The organism is Acetobacterium wieringae, from assembly GCF_023700225.1.
Classification (GTDB): Bacteria; Bacillota; Clostridia; order Eubacteriales; family Eubacteriaceae; genus Acetobacterium; species Acetobacterium wieringae.
Genome location: NZ_CP097897.1, coordinates 1,613,609 through 1,635,739, shown reverse-complemented (window position 1 = coordinate 1,635,739; position 22,131 = coordinate 1,613,609). Strand labels below are relative to the sequence as shown.

General features: G+C 44.5%; 19 protein-coding genes, 1 other RNA gene and 1 pseudogene. 4 read left to right on the top strand and 17 right to left on the bottom strand.

All coding sequences use genetic code 11. The features are described 5' to 3' along the window. Positions 1–106: 106 nt before the first annotated feature. The 6 genes from CHL1_RS07980 to CHL1_RS07955 all read right to left on the bottom strand — a co-directional run bounded on the left by CHL1_RS07980 (position 107) and on the right by CHL1_RS07955 (position 8,153). On the bottom strand, positions 107–1,591 hold the full coding sequence (locus tag CHL1_RS07980) for an APC family permease (protein ID WP_250935935.1): 1,485 nt from the start codon (positions 1,589–1,591) through the stop codon (positions 107–109). A 395-nt stretch (positions 1,592–1,986) separates the two neighbouring features. Further along, complete coding sequence (locus CHL1_RS07975; RefSeq protein WP_070371490.1) at positions 1,987–3,204, bottom strand: aspartate aminotransferase family protein; 1,218 nt, start codon at positions 3,202–3,204, stop codon at positions 1,987–1,989. Positions 3,205–3,578: 374 nt separating this feature from the next. Continuing rightward, positions 3,579–4,133, bottom strand: coding sequence for a helix-turn-helix domain-containing protein (locus tag CHL1_RS07970; RefSeq protein ID WP_228880279.1), 555 nt, complete (start codon positions 4,131–4,133; stop codon positions 3,579–3,581). A gap of 216 nt (positions 4,134–4,349) precedes the next feature. Beyond that, entirely contained in the window at positions 4,350–5,468 is a 1,119-nt protein-coding gene (locus CHL1_RS07965) for a 4-hydroxybutyrate dehydrogenase (protein ID WP_250935933.1), read from the bottom strand. 53 nt (positions 5,469–5,521) lie between these two features. After that, a complete protein-coding gene (locus tag CHL1_RS07960) occupies positions 5,522–6,874 on the bottom strand; it encodes an aspartate aminotransferase family protein (RefSeq protein WP_250935931.1) in 1,353 nt (450 codons plus the stop codon). Between the two features lie 481 nt (positions 6,875–7,355). Continuing rightward, complete coding sequence (locus CHL1_RS07955; protein WP_250935929.1) at positions 7,356–8,153, bottom strand: tryptophan-rich sensory protein; 798 nt, start codon at positions 8,151–8,153, stop codon at positions 7,356–7,358. Positions 8,154–8,353: 200 nt separating this feature from the next. On the opposite strand from CHL1_RS07955, the gene CHL1_RS07950 reads away from it, so the two are divergent. Further along, complete coding sequence (locus CHL1_RS07950) at positions 8,354–8,758, top strand: GNAT family N-acetyltransferase (protein ID WP_250935927.1); 405 nt, start codon at positions 8,354–8,356, stop codon at positions 8,756–8,758. 21 nt (positions 8,759–8,779) lie between these two features. Continuing rightward, entirely contained in the window at positions 8,780–9,907 is a 1,128-nt protein-coding gene (locus CHL1_RS07945; RefSeq protein ID WP_250935925.1) for a PucR family transcriptional regulator, read from the top strand. A gap of 74 nt (positions 9,908–9,981) precedes the next feature. Here CHL1_RS07945 and CHL1_RS07940 read toward each other — a convergent pair whose 3' ends face one another. Further along, on the bottom strand, positions 9,982–10,971 hold the full coding sequence (locus CHL1_RS07940; RefSeq protein WP_250935923.1) for a nucleotidyltransferase family protein: 990 nt from the start codon (positions 10,969–10,971) through the stop codon (positions 9,982–9,984). Positions 10,972–11,300: 329 nt separating this feature from the next. Here CHL1_RS07940 and CHL1_RS07935 point away from each other — a divergent pair, with 329 nt between their 5' ends. Further along, the gene (locus CHL1_RS07935; protein ID WP_250935921.1) at positions 11,301–12,473 is read left to right on the top strand and encodes a GGDEF domain-containing protein; all 1,173 of its coding nucleotides are present in this window, start codon (positions 11,301–11,303) and stop codon (positions 12,471–12,473) included. 219 nt (positions 12,474–12,692) lie between these two features. Here the strand turns inward: CHL1_RS07935 and CHL1_RS07930 are convergent, their stop codons facing one another. Further along, on the bottom strand, positions 12,693–13,844 hold the full coding sequence (locus CHL1_RS07930) for a GGDEF domain-containing protein (protein ID WP_250936245.1): 1,152 nt from the start codon (positions 13,842–13,844) through the stop codon (positions 12,693–12,695). Between the two features lie 450 nt (positions 13,845–14,294). Between CHL1_RS07930 and CHL1_RS07925 the strand changes: the two genes are divergently transcribed. Continuing rightward, a complete protein-coding gene (locus CHL1_RS07925; protein WP_250935911.1) occupies positions 14,295–14,783 on the top strand; it encodes a transposase in 489 nt (162 codons plus the stop codon). A 265-nt stretch (positions 14,784–15,048) separates the two neighbouring features. On the opposite strand, the gene CHL1_RS18415 is transcribed toward CHL1_RS07925, so the two are convergent. The 9 genes and pseudogenes from CHL1_RS18415 to rnr form a co-directional block, all read right to left on the bottom strand. Further along, positions 15,049–15,228 carry a Fic family protein gene (locus tag CHL1_RS18415; protein WP_338078311.1) on the bottom strand — a complete coding sequence of 60 codons (180 nt, stop codon included), beginning with the start codon at positions 15,226–15,228 and terminating at the stop codon, positions 15,049–15,051. Between the two features lie 93 nt (positions 15,229–15,321). Then, positions 15,322–15,706, bottom strand: a pseudogene (gene tnpA, locus CHL1_RS07920) (IS200/IS605 family transposase); the annotation flags it as partial. Positions 15,707–15,921: 215 nt separating this feature from the next. Beyond that, a complete protein-coding gene (locus tag CHL1_RS07915; protein WP_250935909.1) occupies positions 15,922–16,218 on the bottom strand; it encodes a lipoyl domain-containing protein in 297 nt (98 codons plus the stop codon). 19 nt (positions 16,219–16,237) lie between these two features. After that, positions 16,238–16,837, bottom strand: coding sequence for a DUF5714 domain-containing protein (locus tag CHL1_RS07910; RefSeq protein ID WP_250935907.1), 600 nt, complete (start codon positions 16,835–16,837; stop codon positions 16,238–16,240). A gap of 39 nt (positions 16,838–16,876) precedes the next feature. After that, entirely contained in the window at positions 16,877–17,947 is a 1,071-nt protein-coding gene (locus CHL1_RS07905; protein ID WP_250935906.1) for a CobW-like GTP-binding protein, read from the bottom strand. A 189-nt stretch (positions 17,948–18,136) separates the two neighbouring features. Further along, positions 18,137–18,550 carry a PadR family transcriptional regulator gene (locus CHL1_RS07900; RefSeq protein ID WP_250935904.1) on the bottom strand — a complete coding sequence of 138 codons (414 nt, stop codon included), beginning with the start codon at positions 18,548–18,550 and terminating at the stop codon, positions 18,137–18,139. 526 nt (positions 18,551–19,076) lie between these two features. Continuing rightward, positions 19,077–19,475, bottom strand: a transfer-messenger RNA (tmRNA) gene (gene ssrA / locus CHL1_RS07895). Between the two features lie 9 nt (positions 19,476–19,484). Further along, positions 19,485–19,943 (bottom strand): SsrA-binding protein SmpB, encoded by a 459-nt coding sequence (gene smpB, locus CHL1_RS07890; RefSeq protein ID WP_250935902.1) that lies wholly within the window; start codon positions 19,941–19,943, stop codon positions 19,485–19,487. Between the two features lie 53 nt (positions 19,944–19,996). Beyond that, positions 19,997–22,129 carry a ribonuclease R gene (rnr, locus tag CHL1_RS07885; RefSeq protein ID WP_070372028.1) on the bottom strand — a complete coding sequence of 711 codons (2,133 nt, stop codon included), beginning with the start codon at positions 22,127–22,129 and terminating at the stop codon, positions 19,997–19,999. Between the last annotated feature and the right edge of the window lie 2 nt (positions 22,130–22,131).

The window sequence follows — 22,131 nt, the reverse complement described above, 5'->3', positions numbered from 1 at the left end:
GTAACGTCTAGGCGAACAGGCAATAGCCTATCCGCCGTACAGAGCAAGAATTGTTTCGTGCGAAACGGGGCGCTAAGTTCACCGAACTTCCGGCATCCCGGTGGGGTTATTCCGTCACGCTGCCAACCCGGCCAGAAAAGACCGGTAGGTCGTCGATATCTTCATATTCAACGTCCATATGAGCCCCAAACTCACTACCATATTTATACTTACAGTAACCGTAGAAGACCACCCCGAGGATCGCCCAGCCACCAGCCATGATCCACTCTTCCATCACCAGAGCGGTGGACGCAAAAGGCAGTGGAATCACATAAAGCAGGGTCATCAAGCCCGATAGGGCGACAGCGACAATCCCGACAAAGGTACCGAAACGAACTTTATAGGGACGTTTCATGTCAGGATCTTTTTTGCGGAGAATCAGAAACGATAACGACACCATCGCATAGGCCAGACAGACACCGAAGCTACCGGCATCAACAATCCAGACCAGCATTTTACGGCCAAAGAAAGGGGCAATCACCGACAGGACACCAATTAAGGCAATCGCCAGGACGGGGGTTTTAAATTTAGGGTGCAGTTTGGCAAAAACCCGTGGAATCATGTTGGATTCGGCCATTGAGAACATCGCCCGGCTGCCACCGATTAAAAAAGAGTTCCAGCTGGTGATGATCCCGGCCATCCCACCAACAATCAAGACCTTGGTCATAATGGCGCTGTTAAAGGCCAGGCCCATGGCATCAGCGGTTACCAGGGTGGAATTGGCCATTGCACTTAGTGGCATCACATAGGCGACCGCCAGAATGATCAGTGCATAAAAGGCCACTGCCATCAGGATCGAGAGAATCATAATGCCACCGATTTTCTTGAAACCGGCATTAATTTCTTCGGCCGCCTGGGGAATCACGTCAAAGCCGACAAACAAAAATGGAGTCATGACTGCAACCGTCAGCACGCCACCCAGGGCGGTCGTGCCATTTTCAATGTTGCCAGCAAACATATTGCCTGCAATGTTGGCGGGATCACCATTGATAACCGAACCAGCGATCAGTAAAATCCCGGCGGCAGCGATTAAAGCGGTAAAAATGGTCTGCAGCTTGGCCGCTGTTTTGGCGCCCAGAATATTGATGATGGTAATGATAATGGCGGTCACAACCCCCACTGCTACCCATGAGGCGTAAATATCAAAGCCGGCGACTGTGTACATATAGCCCTGCAGGAAGTTGGGGCTGAGGTACTGAATAACCGTCGGGAAAGCACAGGCTTCAAAGGCCACGACACTGACATAGCCAAGAATAATCGCCCAGGTACAGATAAACGACCCGGTCGGCCCCATGGCCTTATAACTAAAGACATGCTCGCCGCCACATTGGGGCATTGCCGCTGTCAGTTCGGCATAGGTCAGGCCGACAAAAAGTACCATGATGCCCCCGATCACAAAGGCTAGCGCTGCACCAAGGGCGCCGGCGGTTTCAATCCAGATGCCGGTGTTGACCACCCAGCCCCAGCCAATCATGGCTCCGAAGGCCAGTACAAAAATGTCTTTGGTGCTCAACACTTTGTCAAATTTTGACTTGTTTGTTTTTTCACTCATTTTTTCTTTGTATGATTCCGCTTGTGAATCATACACTCCTTTCGTTTTGGGATTTGTTTTCTTCTCTAACAATACTGCGATGCGCTTCGCTGCCAGTTTTACACGAAACAATTCTTACACTGTACGGCGGACAGGCTATCGCCAGTTCGCCTACACGTTACAGAATCGTTTGTGAAAACCGACAGCAAAGCAATCTTTGTTCGTAGTTATAAATTGCAATTATACTTTGATGAGCCTTTATAATAAAAAACGGGGTTCTTCCAGTCGCTTGCTGGCGGTCAAAATTTAGACCGCCAGCTGTTTTGCTGTAAAAACCCCATTGTTTAGATATTTAATTATTAAGTTGCATGAAATCGTGCCCTGTAGGGGCGATCCGTGATCGCCCACACCTGCTTTTAATTAATCAGTTCCTTAACTGTTGCTTCGATAATGCCATAGGCCTTGTCGCAGTCTTCTTTGGTGACAATCAGTGGTGGAATCATCCGGATAATGTTCTGTCCGATGGCGGTGATCAGCAGTTTTTTCTCAAGCACCCCATGTTTGACATCGACACCGGAAACCCCGTCTTCAAATTCGACCCCGATCAGCAGGCCCTGACCACGCACTTCCTTGACCTTGGGCAGACCTTTTAACTGATCCATAAAGTAGGCCCCCATTTCCCGGGCATTGCCAGCCAGGTCGCGGTCGAGGAGCTCTGTGATCTGTGCCAGCGAAGCGGCGGTGGAAACCGGGTGGCCGCCGTAGGTGGTACCGTGAGAGCCCATGGTAAAGGCCTTGGCGACTTCAGCGGTAGCACAGATGGCACCAATTGGCATGCCTCCGCCCATGGCTTTGGCCATCGAGACGATATCGGGCTTGATGCCGTAATTCATATAGGCCATAATTGCCCCGGTGCGGCACCAGCCGGTCTGGACCTCATCGAGCAGCAACAGTAAGCCTTTTTCATCACAGAGGGCCCGCAGTCCCTGCATAAATTCCATCGTTGCCGGATGCACCCCACCTTCACCCTGAACCGGTTCGATCAGAATGGCAATGGTATTGTCGTTCACGGCATCTTTAAAAGATTGCAGGTTGTTAAACTCAGCATAGGAAAATCCCGGTGTCATCTCGCCAAAGCCAATCTGGCAGGCGTTGTGGGGCTGGCCGGTGGCACTGAGGGCCCCCATGGTGCGACCATGAAAGGACATCCGGGCAGTGACGATGTTATAACGCTGTGGGCCGTAGGTTTCAACTCCGTATTTTCGGGCCATTTTGATCATCGCTTCGTTGGATTCGGCCCCGGAGTTCTGGAAAAAGATCTTGTCCATCCCGATGCTGGTACAAATCTTTTCAGCCAACAGCACCTGGGGAATGGTATAGGGATAATTAAAGGTGTGAATCACATCAGCGACCTGATCCTTAACTGCAGCGACGACCTTGTCATTGCAGTTGCCAGTGCTGTTAACGGCAATTCCGGCATAAAAATCCAAGTAGGCCTCACCACTTTCATCATAGATGTACATATCTTTTGCGGTCTCGGCGATAAAATCAAACCGTTCGTAAGTCTCGATCATATAGGTGTCAACTTTTTGTTTTAATTCCTCTTTTGTCAGTCCGGTGTCTTTTAGTTTCATTCCAATTTTCCTTTCCCTGTTCATGCGCTCTGTTATAATGCCATAAGCTTCGCTGCCAGTTAACGCCAGCAAAGCAATTATTGTTCATGTTGTCATAGTTTTATATTTCTGACAAACCTCATCGTTTGTCAGCTAAACAAAAAAACGCCGTAACATGAATCTTCATGTTGCGAACGCCTTCGTCCTGTCAATTGACATCTACACTATAACATGTGTGCATTATGTTGTCAACACACATCAGGTATTTATTTTATTTTTTTTACAAAACGCTATATATAGGGGAATTAGTCCAATAAAAAAGATAAATATGTGCATTATATTGCACATTCTTTCCCCATAACCGGGGGCACAAAACCGTCTCGACGGCCATGATGCTACTGTTTAAAGACAAACACAATGATAAATTTAAGCGGCTCTCGACCCTTGTTCCAATAAATATGCTTAACGGCGGTTTCAAAGCTGAGGGCATCTTCCTGTTTGACCTGGTAAAAACTGTTGTCGACTTCCAAAGTCAGTTCCCCAGCGTGGACGACGATGTACTCGTTGGTTCCCTGACCATGAGCGCCACTGACATAGCAAGCCCCGGGTTCAATTTCAATTTCATAGATTTCGAACAGACGGTTTTTTTCATAGGGAAAATAGGTATAGACAGCATACTGGCCGGGCACCTCTTTAGACGGCAGCAGCCGGTCGCGGTTGACCTGATAAACGCCCACCCCCGGGGTTCTAGTCAGGTCAGCCAGATCGACCCGCAGACCGCTGACGATCTTACCTAGGGTGCCAATGGTGGGATTGGCTTCGCCTCGTTCAATCTGACCCAGCATGCTCTTGCTGACCCCGGTCTGCTCGGCCACCTCATCCATACTCATGCCCTTTTCTTTGCGGATCGCTTTTAAGTTAATTGAAATATTTTTATTCAGGTAATCCATACTCTTCGCCTCGACTTTCTCTAAAGCTAAGTTTAACCGAAGACGAGGGCAAAATCAACGGGGCCGCACTAACCCAGTACCGACAATTATTACATTAGGTTGTGTGCATCGGAGTGGACACGGCATCGCCTGTCCGATTCCGCAGCATACAACAGATTAATAAAAGTCTGACCCCTTGGTCATTGGTCGGTACGGTAGCCAGACGCAAATAGTAAATTAATACAGCTGCTGATATATCGCCAGTACCTGGTCTTCGTTTAGCGGCACGTAGTTGTTGGCCATCAGCCGGGTTTGTTTTGTCATCACCGCTTCGGTAAAGTTGGATAGATCGGCTTGGGTAACGCCATAGTCCCGGAGAGCCTTTTTCGGCAGGATGTGACCCAGCAGGGTTTCGAGGACCTCGTAAACGAACGTGGTATCGCAGCCCAGCAGTCCGGCCAGAAAGGCGTTGAGCTCGGCAATGCTGCCGTTTGGATCGATGGTCTGATAGGTTTTGTAAACCGCGGTAAAGATGGCATAGTTGGCCTCGCCATGGGGCACATGGTAGACGGCCCCAAGGGGGTAACTCATGGCGTGAACTGCGGCGCAACCGGCGTTGCCAAAAGCAATTCCTGCAAAGGTCGAAGCAATCAGGAAGTCCTGCAAGAGCGGTGTCCGGGCCTCCAGGCCTGCCTTGGCAATGGCCTGATACCCGCAAATGATCATTTCCATAGCCTTTTTCGAATACTGTCGGCTAAAGGCACTGGCCTTTGGCGAGGTATAGGCTTCGATGGCATGAATCAGGGCATCAATGGAGCTGGTGGCAAAAACGCTCATCGGCAGATCGGAAAGCAACTCCGGTACCAGCACGGCGTAATCGGCATAGAGTTCATCCACAGCCAGCCCGAATTTGGAATTGATTGCGGTTAGCTCCAGAATCGAAATATTGGTGACCTCGCTGCCGGTGCCGCAGGTGGTAGGAATTAGAATCAACTCCTTAACTTTTAAGATTTCCAGTTCTTTGTTAAACAGATCAACCACCGGCACAGTTTGTTTTAAAGCAAACAGCTTGGCCACATCCAGGATGGTGCCGCCACCAATGGCAAAGACCCGGGTATAGTGATAATCCTTGATGTCGGCAGCTATCGCCTCGACCATCACATCGGTAGGCTCACCCTTGACATAGCTACGATAATTGACCCGATAGGCCGCTTCTCCGATAGAGTCTGCAAAATAGTGTTCGTAGGTGCGGTCACTGATAAAGACCAGATCCCCCTGACCAATCTGAAAATGCGCTGCCACTTCACGACAGTGGTCAAACTCCAATATCTGGGGGGTAATTTTAAATTGTTTCATCGTTTCTCCTTTCCGGCTTTCGCCTTTTTAATTGATAGCCAATTGCCGTTGCTTTACACACATTTGCTGATCGCTTTTTCAAAAATATCGAGACCAGCGGTCAGTTGTTCGTCAGTTATCACCAGCGGTGCCAAGAAACGGATGACGTTACCGTAAACGCCAGCACTTTCGATGATCAGGCCGTTTTGGGCAGCTTCATTAACAATCGCTGCCACCAGTTCCGGGTCGGGTTCTTTGCTGGTGCGGTCTTTGACAAATTCAATTCCGATCATTGCCCCCAGGCCCCGGACATCACCTATCACTGCGTAGGTATCCTGCCAGCTGTTAAAGCGGGCCGTGGCGATGGCGCCAATTTCCCGGGCCCGTTGATCCAGATGATCCCGTTTCATGATTTCGATGACTTTCAGGGCTGCAGCGCAGGCCACCGGATTCCCGCAATAGGTGCCACCGATGGTGCCGCCTTTGACGGATTCCATAATTTCTTTTCGGGCCGTGATGGCACTCAGCGGCAATCCCGCTGCAATTGATTTGGCGGTGGTGATAATATCCGGCTCCGCCCCCGCTTCCTGCCAGTATTGTGAGGCAAACATCTTGCCGGTGCGGCAGAAGCCGGTCTGGACTTCGTCGGCGATCAGCAAAATACCATGGTCATCACAAATTTTGCGCACTACCTTAATCCATTCGAGCGGCGCCGGAATAAATCCGCCCTCACCCTGAAGCGGTTCGACCACAATCGCCGCCACGTGTTCGGCTGGCGACGCTTCTTCAAAGACACGGTAAATGCTTTGGGTATAGTAGTCAATGGCATCTTCTTGCTTCATACCTGCCGGATTCCGGTACAAATATGGAAACTGGGCCCGATAAATGCCATCGGGAAATGGTCCCAGTCCATGGGCATAGGCTTTTTTTGAGGTCATCGTCATCGTCAGCATGGTGCGGCCATGAAAAGCACCAGAAAAGACAATGATATTGGGCCGTTTGGTAAAGGCCTTGGCAATTTTGATGGCATTTTCATCGGCTTCGGCGCCACTATTGGCTAAAAAGGTCATCTTTTCAACCCCCCGCACCGGCACAATGGCATTTAAGGTCTCGGCCAGTTCCACATAGCCTTCATGGGTGACAATATTAAACATCCCATGAAAATACTTATCTGTCTGGGCTTTTACCGCCGCCACGATTTCAGGATGGGAATAGCCGATATTCAGGACGCCAACTCCGCCGACCCAATCGACAAAGCGATTGCCATCAACATCTTCAATCATCGCCCCTTCGCCCGTATCAATCACCAGCGGATAGACACATTTGATGGCACCGGGAATGGCGTTTTCTCTACGGGCAATGATGGTAGCCGCTTTGGGACCGGGTACCTGCTTTGTAATTACTTCTGGTAAGGCATTCTTTAACATTTAATCTCCTCATTTCTAAACTAATACGAATTTCGAGAGTTCCGTGAGCTTTGGTTTCAGTTACGCACGAAACACCAGAAAAAATCGCGATGCGAATTTCTACACTGTTCGCCTAACGTTACGAAATTGTGGAAACTGCACCCAAAGCAACCATTGTTCTACAATATTTAAGTAACACAACAAAGTGAATAACCATTTCAGTCAAAGCACCCTTGCTTTGCCTGCGGTTTCACAAAAACAAAAAACAAGACCGGGAAGCGACTTCCTTGTCTTGTTTATGTCTGTAATTATAGCACAGCTAAATCCTTATGCAATGGCCAGTCAGCCTAAATTATTGGATAGTATTTGTGCGCAACAGCCAAAAACAGCCCACTGCCCATTGCAAATCAAAAAAAATCCGGAGCCCCCGCCCTTTTTCTGGTGGCGGGGATTCGGCTGATTATTACTGGCGATATTAAAGTAGTGCTGATCGGCTGCTGTCTCAGGTCGCATCGGCGTTGACCACCGGCATCAGCCGCCAACGATTTAAATAAAACTGGACCCCGGTCATGACGACCAGCACCCCAATCCCCACCAAGGCGGTCATCGCCAGCGCTGGATAGGCGCCAGCAAAACCATCGCTTGAAGTTAAAGATTGATAAATGCCGAAATATCCCCAGGCCACCGGCACCGGCAGAATGGCATTTTTGGTGATCAGGGTAACTCCCGCCGTCACTACCACAGCCACAATCAGTATAATAATTCCCCAGACATCGGCGGCAATCCCAAAGCCCTGCCAGTCGATGCTGACCAGCCAGGAGGATATATTGACCACCGTGGCAATCAGCAGCCAGCCGGTATACATCCCGAAGGCGGCCGGTAGCAGCCACTGACTGGCAGTCTGGATTTTACCCAGCTGTAAGATCAGCAAGGTCAGGGTAATGGCAAAGGCTAAAATCACCAGCGCCGAGACGCCGATCAGGTTATAGGAAAAAACAACAATCCAGAGCATATTCAAGCCACTTGTCAGCCAGAATAGTTTACTGATGCCCTCAATCGCCTGGCCATAATACGCCTCCTTGTTTTTAACAATCATCACCACGGCGGCTGCAATTAACAAAGCATAAATCACACTCCAGATACTGAAAGTTGACGGCGCCGGGGTAATCAGGGTCCCGTTCATATCTGAAATATCCCGCTGAGACATCCCATTGAACACCCCAAAAGCGCCAAAACTGTTTACTACCAACGTGCCGATTAACAGGATCATCCCGATCCAGGCCTGTGTTAGTCGATTCATAAAACTCACCTCTTCTGTATTTTTTCGGTACGTCTTTTTTATACCCCTTTTTTGACCAATTATTGAATCAAACCGATTAATGGTTACGGCTAATTTTAATTTCTTTTGCACAGGCCGCTGACTGACTAGCTTGTGCTGGACAGACCAAAGCCCATTTAGTATACTGAAGAAAACCAATAGAATCGAAAGGATGACACATAATGCCAAAAGACTATCAAATCCTTAAAGATCGCTCCAAACTACAATTGGAAAACATCAAGAACTTAATGCGGCAGACCTACTGGGCCCCGGATCGTTCTGAAGCAACGATTATCAAAGCCATTGACCATTCAGTCTGTTATGGGGTGTTTGATCAGGATCATCAGCAAATTGGATTTGCCCGGGTGATCACTGACTTTGCAACCACCTATTATATCTGTGATGTTATTATTGACGCAGCCCACCGGGGCAAGGGGTTGGGCAGGCTGCTGCTGGAATTCATCACAACCGATTCCGATTTCAGGGGGTTGTATGGTCTTCTCGTCACCGCTGATGCCCATGGTTTTTATCAGCACCATGGTTTTGAACCAGCACCTGAGATATTTATGCATTCACCACGTCACTAAGCTTGGATCGAGGTAGACCAAATGGCCATTATTTTAGCCGATTTATTCCACGCCACCCAAAAAACCTACCAGCTCCAGCTACTGGCTGGAGCCACCGGCCTGAACACCCCCATCGACTGGGTCCAGTTTACCGAGGACAGTGCCACCACCGATTTCCTAAAGGGCGGCGAACTGATCATTACCACCGGTATGAGTTGTGATTCCGACAGCTGGCTCCATGATTTTATCACCCGGTTGATTGCCCAAAAAAGCGCCGGGCTGATCCTCAACACCGGCCGCTATCTGTTTGTTGAGACCATTTCTGCCGCCGTCATCGCTTTGTGCAATGAGCACCATTTTCCACTTTTTGCGATGCCTTGGAAAATCCATCTGTCCGCCATTATGCAGGATTATGGTAACCGTCTCTTTATGCAGTCCTATCAGGAAGATCGCACCACCATGGCCTTTTCTCGGTTGCTACTGCATCCCGACGATCCCGAAGGTGCCATTGACACCCTAAACAGCCTGGGTTATGAAACCGATCTTCCCTATCAGGTGATGGTCACTGCCACCCCAGATCGCCCGGATCGCCTGATGGAGCAGCTGCGCCAGGTAGCTCCTCACTGTTATCACTTTCGGCTCCAGGAGCTGTTTGTCTTTATTTTTTTAAAACCCGACAACGCCGCTCTCCGCACCGCCACAACCGACGTTGCAACCATCCCCATAAATCCTCCCGTCGAACCGGTTTATTTTGGCATCGGTGCTCTGACTACCAGCCTCTCCAGCCTCCACGTCAGTTTCCAGCAAGGGCTTTTTGCCCTAAAGGTGGCCCGGCAGCAGGGGTCGCATTTGTGTCATTTTGATGATCTCGGGCTGTTCAAAATCTTTTTTGCAGTGCCCGATCCGGCTTTACTGGCCAACCTGGCCGATGACAGCCTGAGTCGACTGGAAACCCAGGATCCCCAGTCCCAGCTGACAAAAACGCTGCGACTTTACCTCGAATATGACGGCAGTATTCAGGCGGTGGCTGAAGCCTCCTTCACCCACCGCAACACCATTAATTACCGGATGAAAAAAATCCGCCAGATCCTTCAGATGGAGCTGGTGACGATGGATGAAAAATTCCAGCTTCAGTTGGCCTTTCTGATCAGGGATTATCTGACCCTCTGACTAGGGAGTGACTCCGTCAGCGCTTGCCAAAAGACTTACCCCACGTAACTGGTCGGCCCCGGCTCTCAGCCAAACTAATCAATCAGGTCATTCTGAAACCGTGACAGATGTTCATAGGGCAGAATCAAGCGGCCCCGAAAGAGACCACAGCCATCATTAATCAGGGAATTGTCCATGGCTGAAAACATATTGACATCCAATTTTGCCAGTTCCAGCTGCTGCAGGCAGATCCCTCGTTCATAGGCTTCATCAAAATAAATGTTTTCGCCCTGGGGAATGGCCGCCCGGCGAGCCCGCTCGCTTTCCTGGCGTTTTTCGTAACCTAAATGATTGGCTGGCCCAATTTCGGCGAAATCGTCCATTTCTTTGGTGCGCAACTGGACTTCCACATAGCACCGGGCAATGTTATCATAAAAGGTAATGTGCAGGGAACGATAACCACTGGCCTCGGCATTGGCAATATAATCCCGATAGTAGGGACCGACATTTTCTTTTAATAAGAGTGATTTTTTCTGATCACTCAGCGCTGACAATTCAGCGGTAAAGCCCCGCTCCTCCAAAAAACCCGGCAGCTTGTTGGCCACATCATAGAGATAGTTTATTTCTTCATCGGCGATAGTCTGTCCGGGTTTGAGGTGACACTTAGGTAGTGAAATCACAATCCGATAAGCAATCAGATCCCGAAACCGGTTTAAGGCGTTTTTTAGTTCAGGCAGCGACGGGTAATCGCCGCAATTTTTATAATAGTCATAGATATATTCAACAATGTAACCATTGAATTTGGCTTCAGCCCGAATCAGTGATTTAATCCGCCCCTTAAAGGTAAAGGCCAGAAACGGATAGTCAGTCGCCATCAGTTTATAGAATTCCCGAATCCGCTGGGATTGCGAAGCCAGGAAGTCATTGTGCTGTAGCAGTTCGGCAATTTGCAGCAAAAAATTACAATGCCAAAGATCGATCGGATTATCGTTGGCAATCGCCGACTTTTTTAAATCCTCAGAATACCGCTGCAGAATCTTCAGCACGGTATCACCGGCGTATAAGTAATCATTTAGTTTGTTCATCCACTGTGCCTGCCTTTCCCGATTATTTTAAAGACGACCTCATAAAATCGTGACTTTTCCCGACACTCCCGCACCACTGCCATTACTTCTAGCAAGTTGCTAGGCCCGCCGATTTTTATGGATCTTGCCATCATTATAACCAAATCGCCTGCGTTTGTCACGAACATAAACCCGCCATGTACCTTTCACTTGCTCATCTTCATCAGGCCATTGATCATTTTAAATGTCTTGAACAATTATTTCTGAAAGTGAATATCAATAATAAATATGCTATAATCAAATAATTGATTTTAAATATTAATTAGTTTTTTTCCCGGAGGTATTCACTGATGGATGTAATTAGTCTATTTTGCTCAATTGATCTGCTAATCTATTCTGAGTTGATCTTAATTTACATATTCATAAGTCTCATCAGACAGGATTTTCGCACTGAACTATCTCATAGCCTTTTTTTGATTATTACGCTGGTACTATCCGTGGTGAATTTTCTAGAAGGTGTTACTTGGCTTTTAAATGGTACAACGCTGACTTACAGCCGGTTGCTTCTTTATGTCACGAATAATCTCCTCATCGCCTGCAATTCATTGCCTGCAGTAATCTGGGTTGCCTATGCCGATTATAAAATCTTCAATGATCGAAGCCAACTAAAAAAACATTTGAAATGGTACCTCATCCCTTTTTGTCTCACACTTATTCTGCTCATTATCAATGTTTTTACCGGGATCGTGTTCACCATCGACTCTGAAAATACTTACGCCCGAGGCATCGGTCTTTATCTCATTGTTCTAATGACTTATGGGATGATTTCTTTTTTGTATTTTCGCATCCGAAATTACAGACAACAAATCAATGGAAAAATCATTGAATCAATTTTTCTTTTTATGCTTATCCCAATTGTCGCTGGCATCCTGCAGATGTTCATCTACGGTATTTTAATTATCTGGCCGTCATTTATTTTTGCCACTTTAATTGCCTACATTCAAATCGAAAGAGATACGTTCCTGCGCGATCCACTGACCGGTTTACCATCGCGCGAACAGCTGGAAGAGCGGTTTTCCTACTTAACTGCAAACAAACATTGTTTTGTCATCATCATGTTCGATATGAATGATTTTAAAACCATCAATGATCACTATGGACATCATGAAGGCGACCAGGCGTTGATCACAACCGCAAACCTGCTGCATCATGCCGCCAAAAGTCATGACAACGTCTATCGTTTTGGGGGAGATGAATTTATTATCCTCCTGGAATCCAATCACAAAACCGACATCGATGAAACGATCGCTCGGATAAAGCAAACATTTTTAGACTATAACCAAAAAAACGGCAAACCCTATTCACTAAGTGCAAGTTTCGGTTATAGCATTTTTAATCCGGCTGACCCGCAAACCCTGCAAGACTTAATCAGTGAAGCCGATGAACAGATGTATGTTAATAAAAACCGTCTCAAAAATGGTGAATCTAAAAATTTCGAAACACGATCGTACAAAAACGAATAAATCTCTGATCCTGTAAATCCAGTTTGCCAAATCCCTGTTTAAGTCGACTTGCGGCGTTAGTTACAATAATGATAAAACTAGTAGTGCACTACCGATACTACCCAAATCGACCTAATCGTTTTTTAAAGCCTTTTTAAAATTCCAGTAAAAGCCATCTATGCGTAAGGCAGTTTTTATTGGATCAATTTAAAATTCACATTTATCAGAAAATCATAAACATTACGTTTGACTTTCATTTAACTTATATTTATTTTTGTATCGATACATTTCCTGATCAGCCGATGTAATCAGATCCATAGGATCGGAAATCTTCGATTTTTGTGTGTGCCCTGCAATCCCATAACTAAAACTGATCGGATAATTGGCTAATGAGGGCGGTTTTTCAGCCTCTACTATAATCAGAATTCTTTCCATGATTCCTTTTAATTCCTCAGACGAATACTCCTGAAACACAATTAAAAATTCGTCTCCACCCATACGTATTATATGGTCATAAGACCTAATATTTTTCCTGATTGTTGAAATGATATGACAGATCATTTGATCCCCACATAAATGGCCTAATTCATCGTTTACAACTTTTAAATCGTTAATATCTAAATAGACTATATTAAAATTCTGTCCCTTTTTATGGGAAGTTTCGATCATACTTCTTAAATAATTCATGCCCGCTTTTCGGATCATTGTTCCGGTTAATTCGTCTGTAAAAGCCGATTTTTTCAATTCCAATAATTTATTTCGTTGCTCAATAATCGTGATGCCAACAAAAGCACCAATTAGAACCAATATCAAACTTGAAATTAACCAAAATAAATTTGATATTTCATATTCTAAAATATTTACTGCAATTAAACACCAGATAGAAATGACCAACAGATAGGCTGTTACCACAGTCATTGATAATTTGTGTTTTATTAACACAGAATCCCTCAAATTAAAAATTAATTTCCCGAGATTATTGTTTAAAACTATGTAGAGTACTAGAACCAAGATCAAAAAAGATAGATTATCAATAATATTATTATTAAATTCATCAAGCGTTTTTTTTAGTATGCCTATATAATAGATAGCAAACAAAATGTTAGCGAGTATTTGTATAAAAAAAGTGTACATGACTTCAATAAGTGAACAAAATATATTTCGCCCTGAAAAAATCATCATACTAAAAATGTAAAAACCTACATTTGCTACAACACTGGCATTGACACTTCGATCATGACAAAATATTGTAAATGTAGTTATTAATATCGCGTAACTAATATTCCCTAAAATAAATTTTCTTACTTGCAGGTGGTCTTTTATATTGTTCAATTTTAAATTAAACCATAGCATCACTGCACTCGTCCAAATACAGCTGATTAAAACAATCATAACGTTCAATTTAGCCCTCCTTTTGCTAATATGGAAATAATGTTTAATTGTAAAATTTGTAATTTCTCTGAAATCATATCACATTGAATTAGCTTTTTCAATCTGTGGCATGTTGTGTGACATAAAAACAAGGTAAATGAGCTAAATAAACATATGAAGATATAACATCTTCATTTGCACAATCATTCCATCATATTATAAGATGAAATCAACGATACCAATGTAACATATCAATCCAATCCACCTGAAATTTTTTTCTACCCATACTAAAAGCTACCTGATCACAAGGCGGCCTTTATTGTATCAATTTGTATGTTCTTATTTAGTGGAGGTGATCCGTACCGTTTCACGGATCCAAGTCATTACAGCGGACGCCGGTTATAAAACACCATGGATCTGCAAGACAATTTTTGATGACGCCGAATTCCTTCACTGCCATACAAACGCCTCATGACAAAGCCGAATTATCACAAAAGTTATGAGTATGCCTATGATGAATATAATGATTGGGTCATTTGTCCGGAAAACCGAACCTTGTATTATGCCACTACGAATCGACACAGTTACCAGGAATACAAAAACATCCCATTTAATTGCGAACGCTGTCCAACCAGACATTTATTTACAGAGAACAAATCCTGTGAAAAAACGGTGACCCGACATGTCTGGCAGGATTATCTTGAAATGGCTGAAGATATTCGCCATTCACCGATTGGAAAAGCAACTTACTCACTCAGAAGCCAGACCATCGAACGGGTTTTTGCAGATGCCAAAGAAAAACACGCCATGCGTTATACGCTTTACCGAGGCTTGAATTCAGTTACCAGCTGGGTTCGGCTTAAATATGCTGCCATGAATTTGAAAAAGCTGGCGCTTTGGAAATCCAAAGCTCAGCTTCTTTTTGAGCCGGTCACGCAAAGAACCCGATTTTCAGTTTAAAAATCGGGTTCTTTGACAGTCTGACAACTGATTATCACTAATCAGTTGTTAAATATATTGCATCTAATTCAATAATGGTGGAGGTAATCCGTACCGGTTTGTGGTGACAATTGAAATAAATAACTATCGCCATAGATTAGCTTTAATATAACATAGTCCAAGTAAACGGCTGTAGCACAACTGTACCAATCAATTTCAAGCGCTCTAATTCTATATTTATATTTTTTTATATTTTTGCTTACTGTGTTTGGTTTATATGGAATTGTCATTTCAATAATCCCTTTTCCATTGCCGGCAATAAATAGTTATCTCTAAAGGTTTGCCGATGTTTTAAACCTAATAATTCCATCAGTTCTTTTGTCGAATAAGCGTTGTCACCGATCACATTTAATAATCTTTCGACTTGTTCGGTTACTTGATCGGTAACTTGTCCGGTATTTGAAATATCTTGCAGCGCATCATAAATTGCTTCTAATAAAAATTCAACAAACTGTCCTAAATCTGCTCGATGATCACATTCCTCAGATACCTTATAATATTTACTCTGCTGTTCCCTAATATGTAATTCGATAGGCGGCCACCCGAATAGTCGTTTCCTCTTTAGACCTACTGCACTTACATAATAACCTTCTTCCAGAAATGACAATTACCAAATTTATATTTCAAGTTTGCATACTTGTAAAATATTATCAGTGCCGATTTCCCTGTAAGTATCCCATAAAGCTAGAAATACCTAGCTTGTTGGTATACTCAGAAACATATGAATATGATCCGACATTAAATGTCCCGCTAATATCTCAACACCTTTGTATTTTCATAATTCTATCAAAATTTCCCTTATACTTATTTGTATCTGCCTTTCGTCTATATAACTTACACCCCGATTTCGTGTGTGATAAACTATCTGGGGGCAGCCCTGCCAGCCAGTCGTCGATGTCAACGGGATACTTTAGGTGAGCGGTCCAGCCGTTAGCGGCAATTCGGTAAATAACTGGCCATCTTCCACTTTGAACGGTGATACCCTGATTACCTGAGCTAACCCCACCGTCCCCATTCATTACATGCCGAACATACTTTTAAAAACCCTGTATCCGGACTAATTTGAATCCGATACAGGGTTTTCTTTAATTATCAGTATTTAATATTTAAAAACATCAATCCAGCCCAACACATCGCCAGCCGTAAATTCCTGGCCTTCTGCAATACAAATTTCTATGAGTATACCCTTTTCAGGTGCTACAAACTCCAGCACTTTCTTTTCAATTTCACCTTCACAAACAGGCTCATTTTTTTCAACAACTGTCCCTTCCTGAAAAAGCCAACTGATGATCCCGGACTTAAATCTCAAATCAACTGGTGAATCCTGACAGGAGCATTTTTTTTGCGGATCTTTCCGAGGCATAATCTGTTCACCGACTTTAATCACTTTTTTCATTGGTTACACCTTTCTTTCCTCAAACTTCAGCCACTTTGAAAAACGGACATAAATTTTTCTTACACTCGGCATTCATTTCATAATACCGGCAAATAATTTCGTCATCAGTTTTTAAATGCAGTTTTAATTTTTCGTTCAAATAGGGCACTGATGCCTGAAGCGACAAATATCCAGTACGCTTACAGCATCTCGGTCCAGGCACTGAAGCAATCGCCTGCAGAGAAATTGATGTTACCTGATTTGTCCACTGCCAGGTCTTATCGGACATGGGACTTGTACCCGTCAGAACACTTGCAAAAATCCCAGTCCCGACACCTGAACCGCAGGCTCCATAAAAGCCACAAAACCCGGCAAGAATATTTTTAGACCGATCCTTTACAATCTCCAGCTTTTCTTCTAACTCCTCACGCTGCATTTTCACTTCAATGGCTGATGCCGTTAACAGCGCTGCCGGCAAGATATAATGATGGTATGGATAATGCATCGGAACAAATGGCTGATCCATCATTTCCTCCATTATTACATTTACGGTCATTTCCCTATCTCCATCAAAGACTTCCAGCGCTTTCTGCTTAAGTGACTGGTAATCCTCTTCTTTTAGAACAATTTCGTGAGTCATATTCTACTCCTATCCCATTTCTTGTAACTTTACGTTTCATCAAACAACTTTTTGATAACGGAAAGTCGGATTCGGCCGGCCGGGACTCAGGCATTTAAGAATCATTTGTGATCCTTTCAGGCTTTTACCAAGAGCTTTGTCAACTTCCTCTCGCACCAGTACTTTAAGTTGTTCTGGAGACATCTCAAACCGGATATTCAAAATCAGCTCAATTTGACCAGTAGATTCTATGTTACCGCGAATTTTCAGTGTATCCAGTTTACCTGTCAGATTCCCTATCAGATACTCATCACCGGCTCTAAGCATCAATTTTGCGTGACCTACCGGCACTTTTTCGCAATCAAAATTTTCTCCCAATGATCTGAGCAGAGTCTTCCCAAACAGATTCCAGTTTGTTTCTGGACCAGAAACCGTCATCGTTGCATTGAGCCAACCCAAAACAGCTTCGCCCTCAGCATAAATATCATAATCCACCTCAGCTATATTCTGTCCTGATGCGTTTGCTGACAAGACATACGAAAGCCACGACCCGACATTATCGCCGTCCAGAGCAATCATGGAAAAAACGCTTGCCTGCGGATAATTTTCTGTCGTTTCACTCATTAAATCCGCCAGTTTTCCAGTTTTCAGCAGATCTTTCTTGTTGATAGCAATCACATCCGCCTCTTCCAGCTGCTTTTTTAATATATAAGCTGAACTTCCATGAAGACCGGCATTATCACCAGCCAGAAGCGACTGCAACTTTTGGGGATCGATTAAAACCGTTAAGGGTGCCAGCTCGTATTCATCGCCATATTTATCTTTCAATGGCTGAAGAATCGTTGCCGATAGATCGGTACAGCTGCCTACCGGTTCGGCAATAATAATCTCGGCCTGTCCTTTTTGTCTAGCCTGTCCCACAGCTTCCAGCAAACCGTTAAAATTACAGCAGAAACAAGACCCGCTGACTTCCAGAACCGAGTCATTATCGATTTTCAAAAAACTGGTATCTACCAGACCTCCAGCCTGATCATTAGTAATCAGCGAGATCCGTTTTCCCTGTCCGGCCAACCGCCTTGCAGTTTCTTTCAGCAATGTCGTTTTGCCGGCTCCCAAAAATCCGCCTACCATAATAATCCTAGTTTTTCTCCTCGATATTAAATTTTCTGATCCGTATAATAGATTTTTGCTTTTATTTGTTTATATCTTATATTAGACATGATCTAGTATGTAGGTATTATATAATAACTTCATTACTATTGGCAAGTTTTTTCAAATAAAAAAAGCCATACCCGAATTATCGGCTAGAGCTTTTTAATTTTATTCTGTTTCAGACCGAATCTGTTCAACAAGTATAGTAATATTACGGGCATAATTTTCAAGCACTTCCGACCAGTTCGCTAAACACTTTCGACCATTTGCCGTAATCGCATAAACACGCTTGGGTTTATCTCCCGATTCAATCTCCCACTCGGAAGTCAGAAGACCTGCCTCTTCCATTTTCTTAAGATAGCGATAAACCCCTGTAGCATCCGGCGCATTTCCATTACACAAAGGACTTTTTTCCAGCTCGCTGACAATCGTAAAACCATGCTGGCTTTTTTTCGACAAAACCAACAAAATTGATGGCTGGATCAGTTTATCAAGATTCTTTCCCTTACAGGGACAATCCATCGCAAAAAACGGAACATTTTTATGTGAAGTATTTTTGTCATCATCTTTCTTTTCTATCATACAAACACCTCTCTCTACCACTTATTCTATTAAACCATAAATGGGTTGAGATGACCAATAAAATTTCGTGTGACACGGACCTGACACCAACTTATCAACTTATTAAAAATATCTTCCACTGAAAAAACTGACCGTGTAGTGGTACTACAAAGTCAACCAGAAAGTGAACCACGCGCTCATTTACTTTTAGCTTAACATTTATATATATTAAGAAGTAAAAGAAATAATTATGGATTGGAAGAATATAATTATTTCCAACCACATAGTTCAATAAGTAATATGACTCCGAAAGAATATCTCAGACCCTAATCTAGTATCAAAAAACTAACTCTGAGATTTGGGGCAGGTCAATTATATGACTGGTTAAAAAGTTATTTTTAATAATAAAGACCGCGTCGAACCCCTGTCCGTATATAATTATTTTTATTCAATATTATTTCAAAATTATAAACACAGTCGCTATTATATAAAAAAACGACTGATTATCACTAATCAGTCGTTAAATAAGTTGCATTTATATTAATAATGGTGGAGGTGAGGGGAGTCGAACCCCTGTCCGAAAGTCCATTCACAGGAGCTTCTCCGAGTGCAGTCATTGTTTATTTTCTTATTCCCCTCTTTCTCCAATGACATAGAAAAAGTGGAACCAGCCTCTTGATCGTTAATGGTGCGAGACACTACCAAAAACGGTTCCCTGCTTCAATGAACGCCGAAACCCAAAACCACAGGTTGAGTTGGGAGGCGTGCAGCATTAATTATGCTGCGAAGTCTTAGTATTAAACTTTAGAGCGAATTACGCTGCTAAAGCTAACCCGTAACTTTTTTCTGTTTTTGCGTTTATATTTATGCGCCATTTTTAACGATGATTGGCAACATCGACTCGCTACTCAAGCTTCAAAACCCCCGTCGAAACCAGTACACCCCCAAATAATAACTAGCCATTATGCCGCATACTTTTTTGAATCCGCCGGTCGGAATCCCGCTCGGCAATGGCATGTCGCTTGTCATAAAGCTTCTTACCTTTGCACAGGGCCAGTTCCATTTTAACCCGGCCATCCTTAAAGTACAGACTCAGTGGTACCAGAGTATAGCCTTCCCGTTGCTTCAGCCCGATCAGTTTTCGGATCTGCTGTTTGTGAAGCAAGAGCTTTCGGATGCGCAGCGGGTCTTTATTGTAAATATTCCCCTGCTCATAGGGATCGATATGCATCTGATAAACGAAAACCTCGCCGTTGTGGATATCGGCAAAACTTTCCTTCAGGCTGACTTTTCCGGCCCGGATCGATTTCACTTCCGTCCCTGATAAAACCAGGCCCACCTCATAGGTATCTTCGATGGTAAAATCATGACGTGCTTTTCTATTTTTGGCCACAATTTTAATAGTCTCACCCATACGCAACTCCTCTGTTTCTTCTCTAGCATCACATTATAACACGGATTCCTTAATTAATCCATAGGTACAAAATCAATTTGTTTGGAACTCACGTCAGCTTTTGCCACTTTTATTTTGATTTCCTGGCCCAATCTAAATATCTTTCCCCGATGTTCCCCAATATGCTGATGCAGATCCGGGTCATAGTTATAATAATCATCCTTTAAATCTGCCAGCCGCACCAGACCTTCGATGGTATTTTCCAGTTCAACAAAAAAGCCAAAGGAGGTAACCCCACTAATCCGCCCGGTAAATTCATCACCAAGATGGCGGGTCATGTACTCGGTCATCTTGAGCTTGGTGATTTCCCGTTCGATGTTCTCCGCCCGGCGCTCTGTTTCAGATGCGTGGCTGGCCACCGCATCAATATTTTTCTCCAGATAATCCAATGATTTTTTATTGATTTTTCCAGTCATCGCCTTGGCCAGATAGCGGTGGACAAAAAGATCCGGGTAGCGACGGATCGGTGAAGTAAAGTGGGTGTAAAAGCTTGCCCCGAGGGCATAGTGACCCAGATTACGGCCTTCATAAACGGCCTGTTGCATGGTCCTTAGCATCAGCAGGGTAATCACCCGTTCTTCATTTTTACCTTCAATATCTACTACCAACTGCTGAAAGTCGTGACCGGAAGGTACCTGATCGTCGTTTTTCCCCAGCTTAAAGCCGTAGCGATTGATAAAGGTGCGAAAGGCGACCAGCTTTTCAGGGTGAGGTTCGGGATGGTTCCTAAAAATAAACGGTGCATCCAGTTTGGAGACGTGCTCGGCGATGGTTTCATTGCAGACCAGCATAAACTCTTCAATGATGCGGTGAGAAATCAACCGCTCATCAATGATCACTTCTTCAGGAAACCCATGATTATCCAGTAATATCTTGGCTTCAGGGAAATCAAAATTAATTGCCCCCCGGTTTAAGCGGCGCTTGACCCGCAGAATTTCATGCAGCTCCTCCATTAACACCAGTTCACTGCGAAAGGGTTTTAGCTCAGCGGCTTCATCGATCCGGTCGGCCAGCAGCGCATTAACCTTTTTATAGGTCATCCGTGCCTTGGAACAGATCACCGATTTAAAAATATCATAGCGCACTACCTGGCCATCTTTATTGATTTCCATTTCACAACTGAAAGTCAGTCGGTCCTTGTTGGGCACCAGACTGCAGACATCATTGGAAAGCTTAAACGGCAACATCGGCACTACCCGATCGACCACATAGACGCTGGTGCCCCGTTCCAGGGCGGACTCATCAATGGCACTGCCCGGCCGGACATAGTGGCTGACATCAGCAATGTGCACCCCCAGCAAAAAATTACCATCTTTTGTTTGGGTTAGCGAAACGGCATCATCAAAGTCCTTGGCATCATCTCCATCGATGGTAAAAATCTGCTGGTCCCGCAGATCCCGCCGTTTTTCCAGTTCACTCTCCGATATCCGGTCGCTTAACTGATTGGTTTCCCGCTCCACGTCATTGGAGAAATCCATCGGGATGTCATATTCTTTAATGACTGAGAGGATATCAATCCCCGGTTCGCTTTCATTACCAAGAATTTCCAGAATCTCGCCTTCGGGATTTTTACCAGTCTCCGACCAGGAGACGATCTGGGTGACCACCTTATCGCCGGTTACAGCTTTTCGACCCCGCCGTTCGGGAATAAAAATATCCTTACAAAGGCGATCATTATCCGGTACCACAAAACCAAAGCCCTTGCCTTTTTGATAACGGCCAATAATTTTCTGATGTCCTCGGGCAATGATTTCGACCACTTCTCCTTCTGGTCGTTTATCTCCCGGTTTAGACGTTAGGCGCACCCAGACAGTATCCATGTCCAGAGCGCCATGGAGGGCCTTCTCGGGAATAAAAACATCTTCCGAGAAAATCGAGTAATCCGGAATAACAAAACCAAAGCCCCGCTGGTTGCCCCGCAGCACCCCAACGATTTTAGGAGCACCATTGCCCTTTTTGTAAGTGCCGTTGCCGTCTTTCTCGACCTTACATTTGACTTCCAGTTCTTTTAACACATGGGACAGCATCTGGCGATCCTTCTTTTTAGACAAACCGATAAAATCCGATAATTGATCGAACGTCATATTTCGATATTTTTTATCATTCATCAAACGCTTGACAATGCGTTTTAATTCTTTGGTTTTCATCT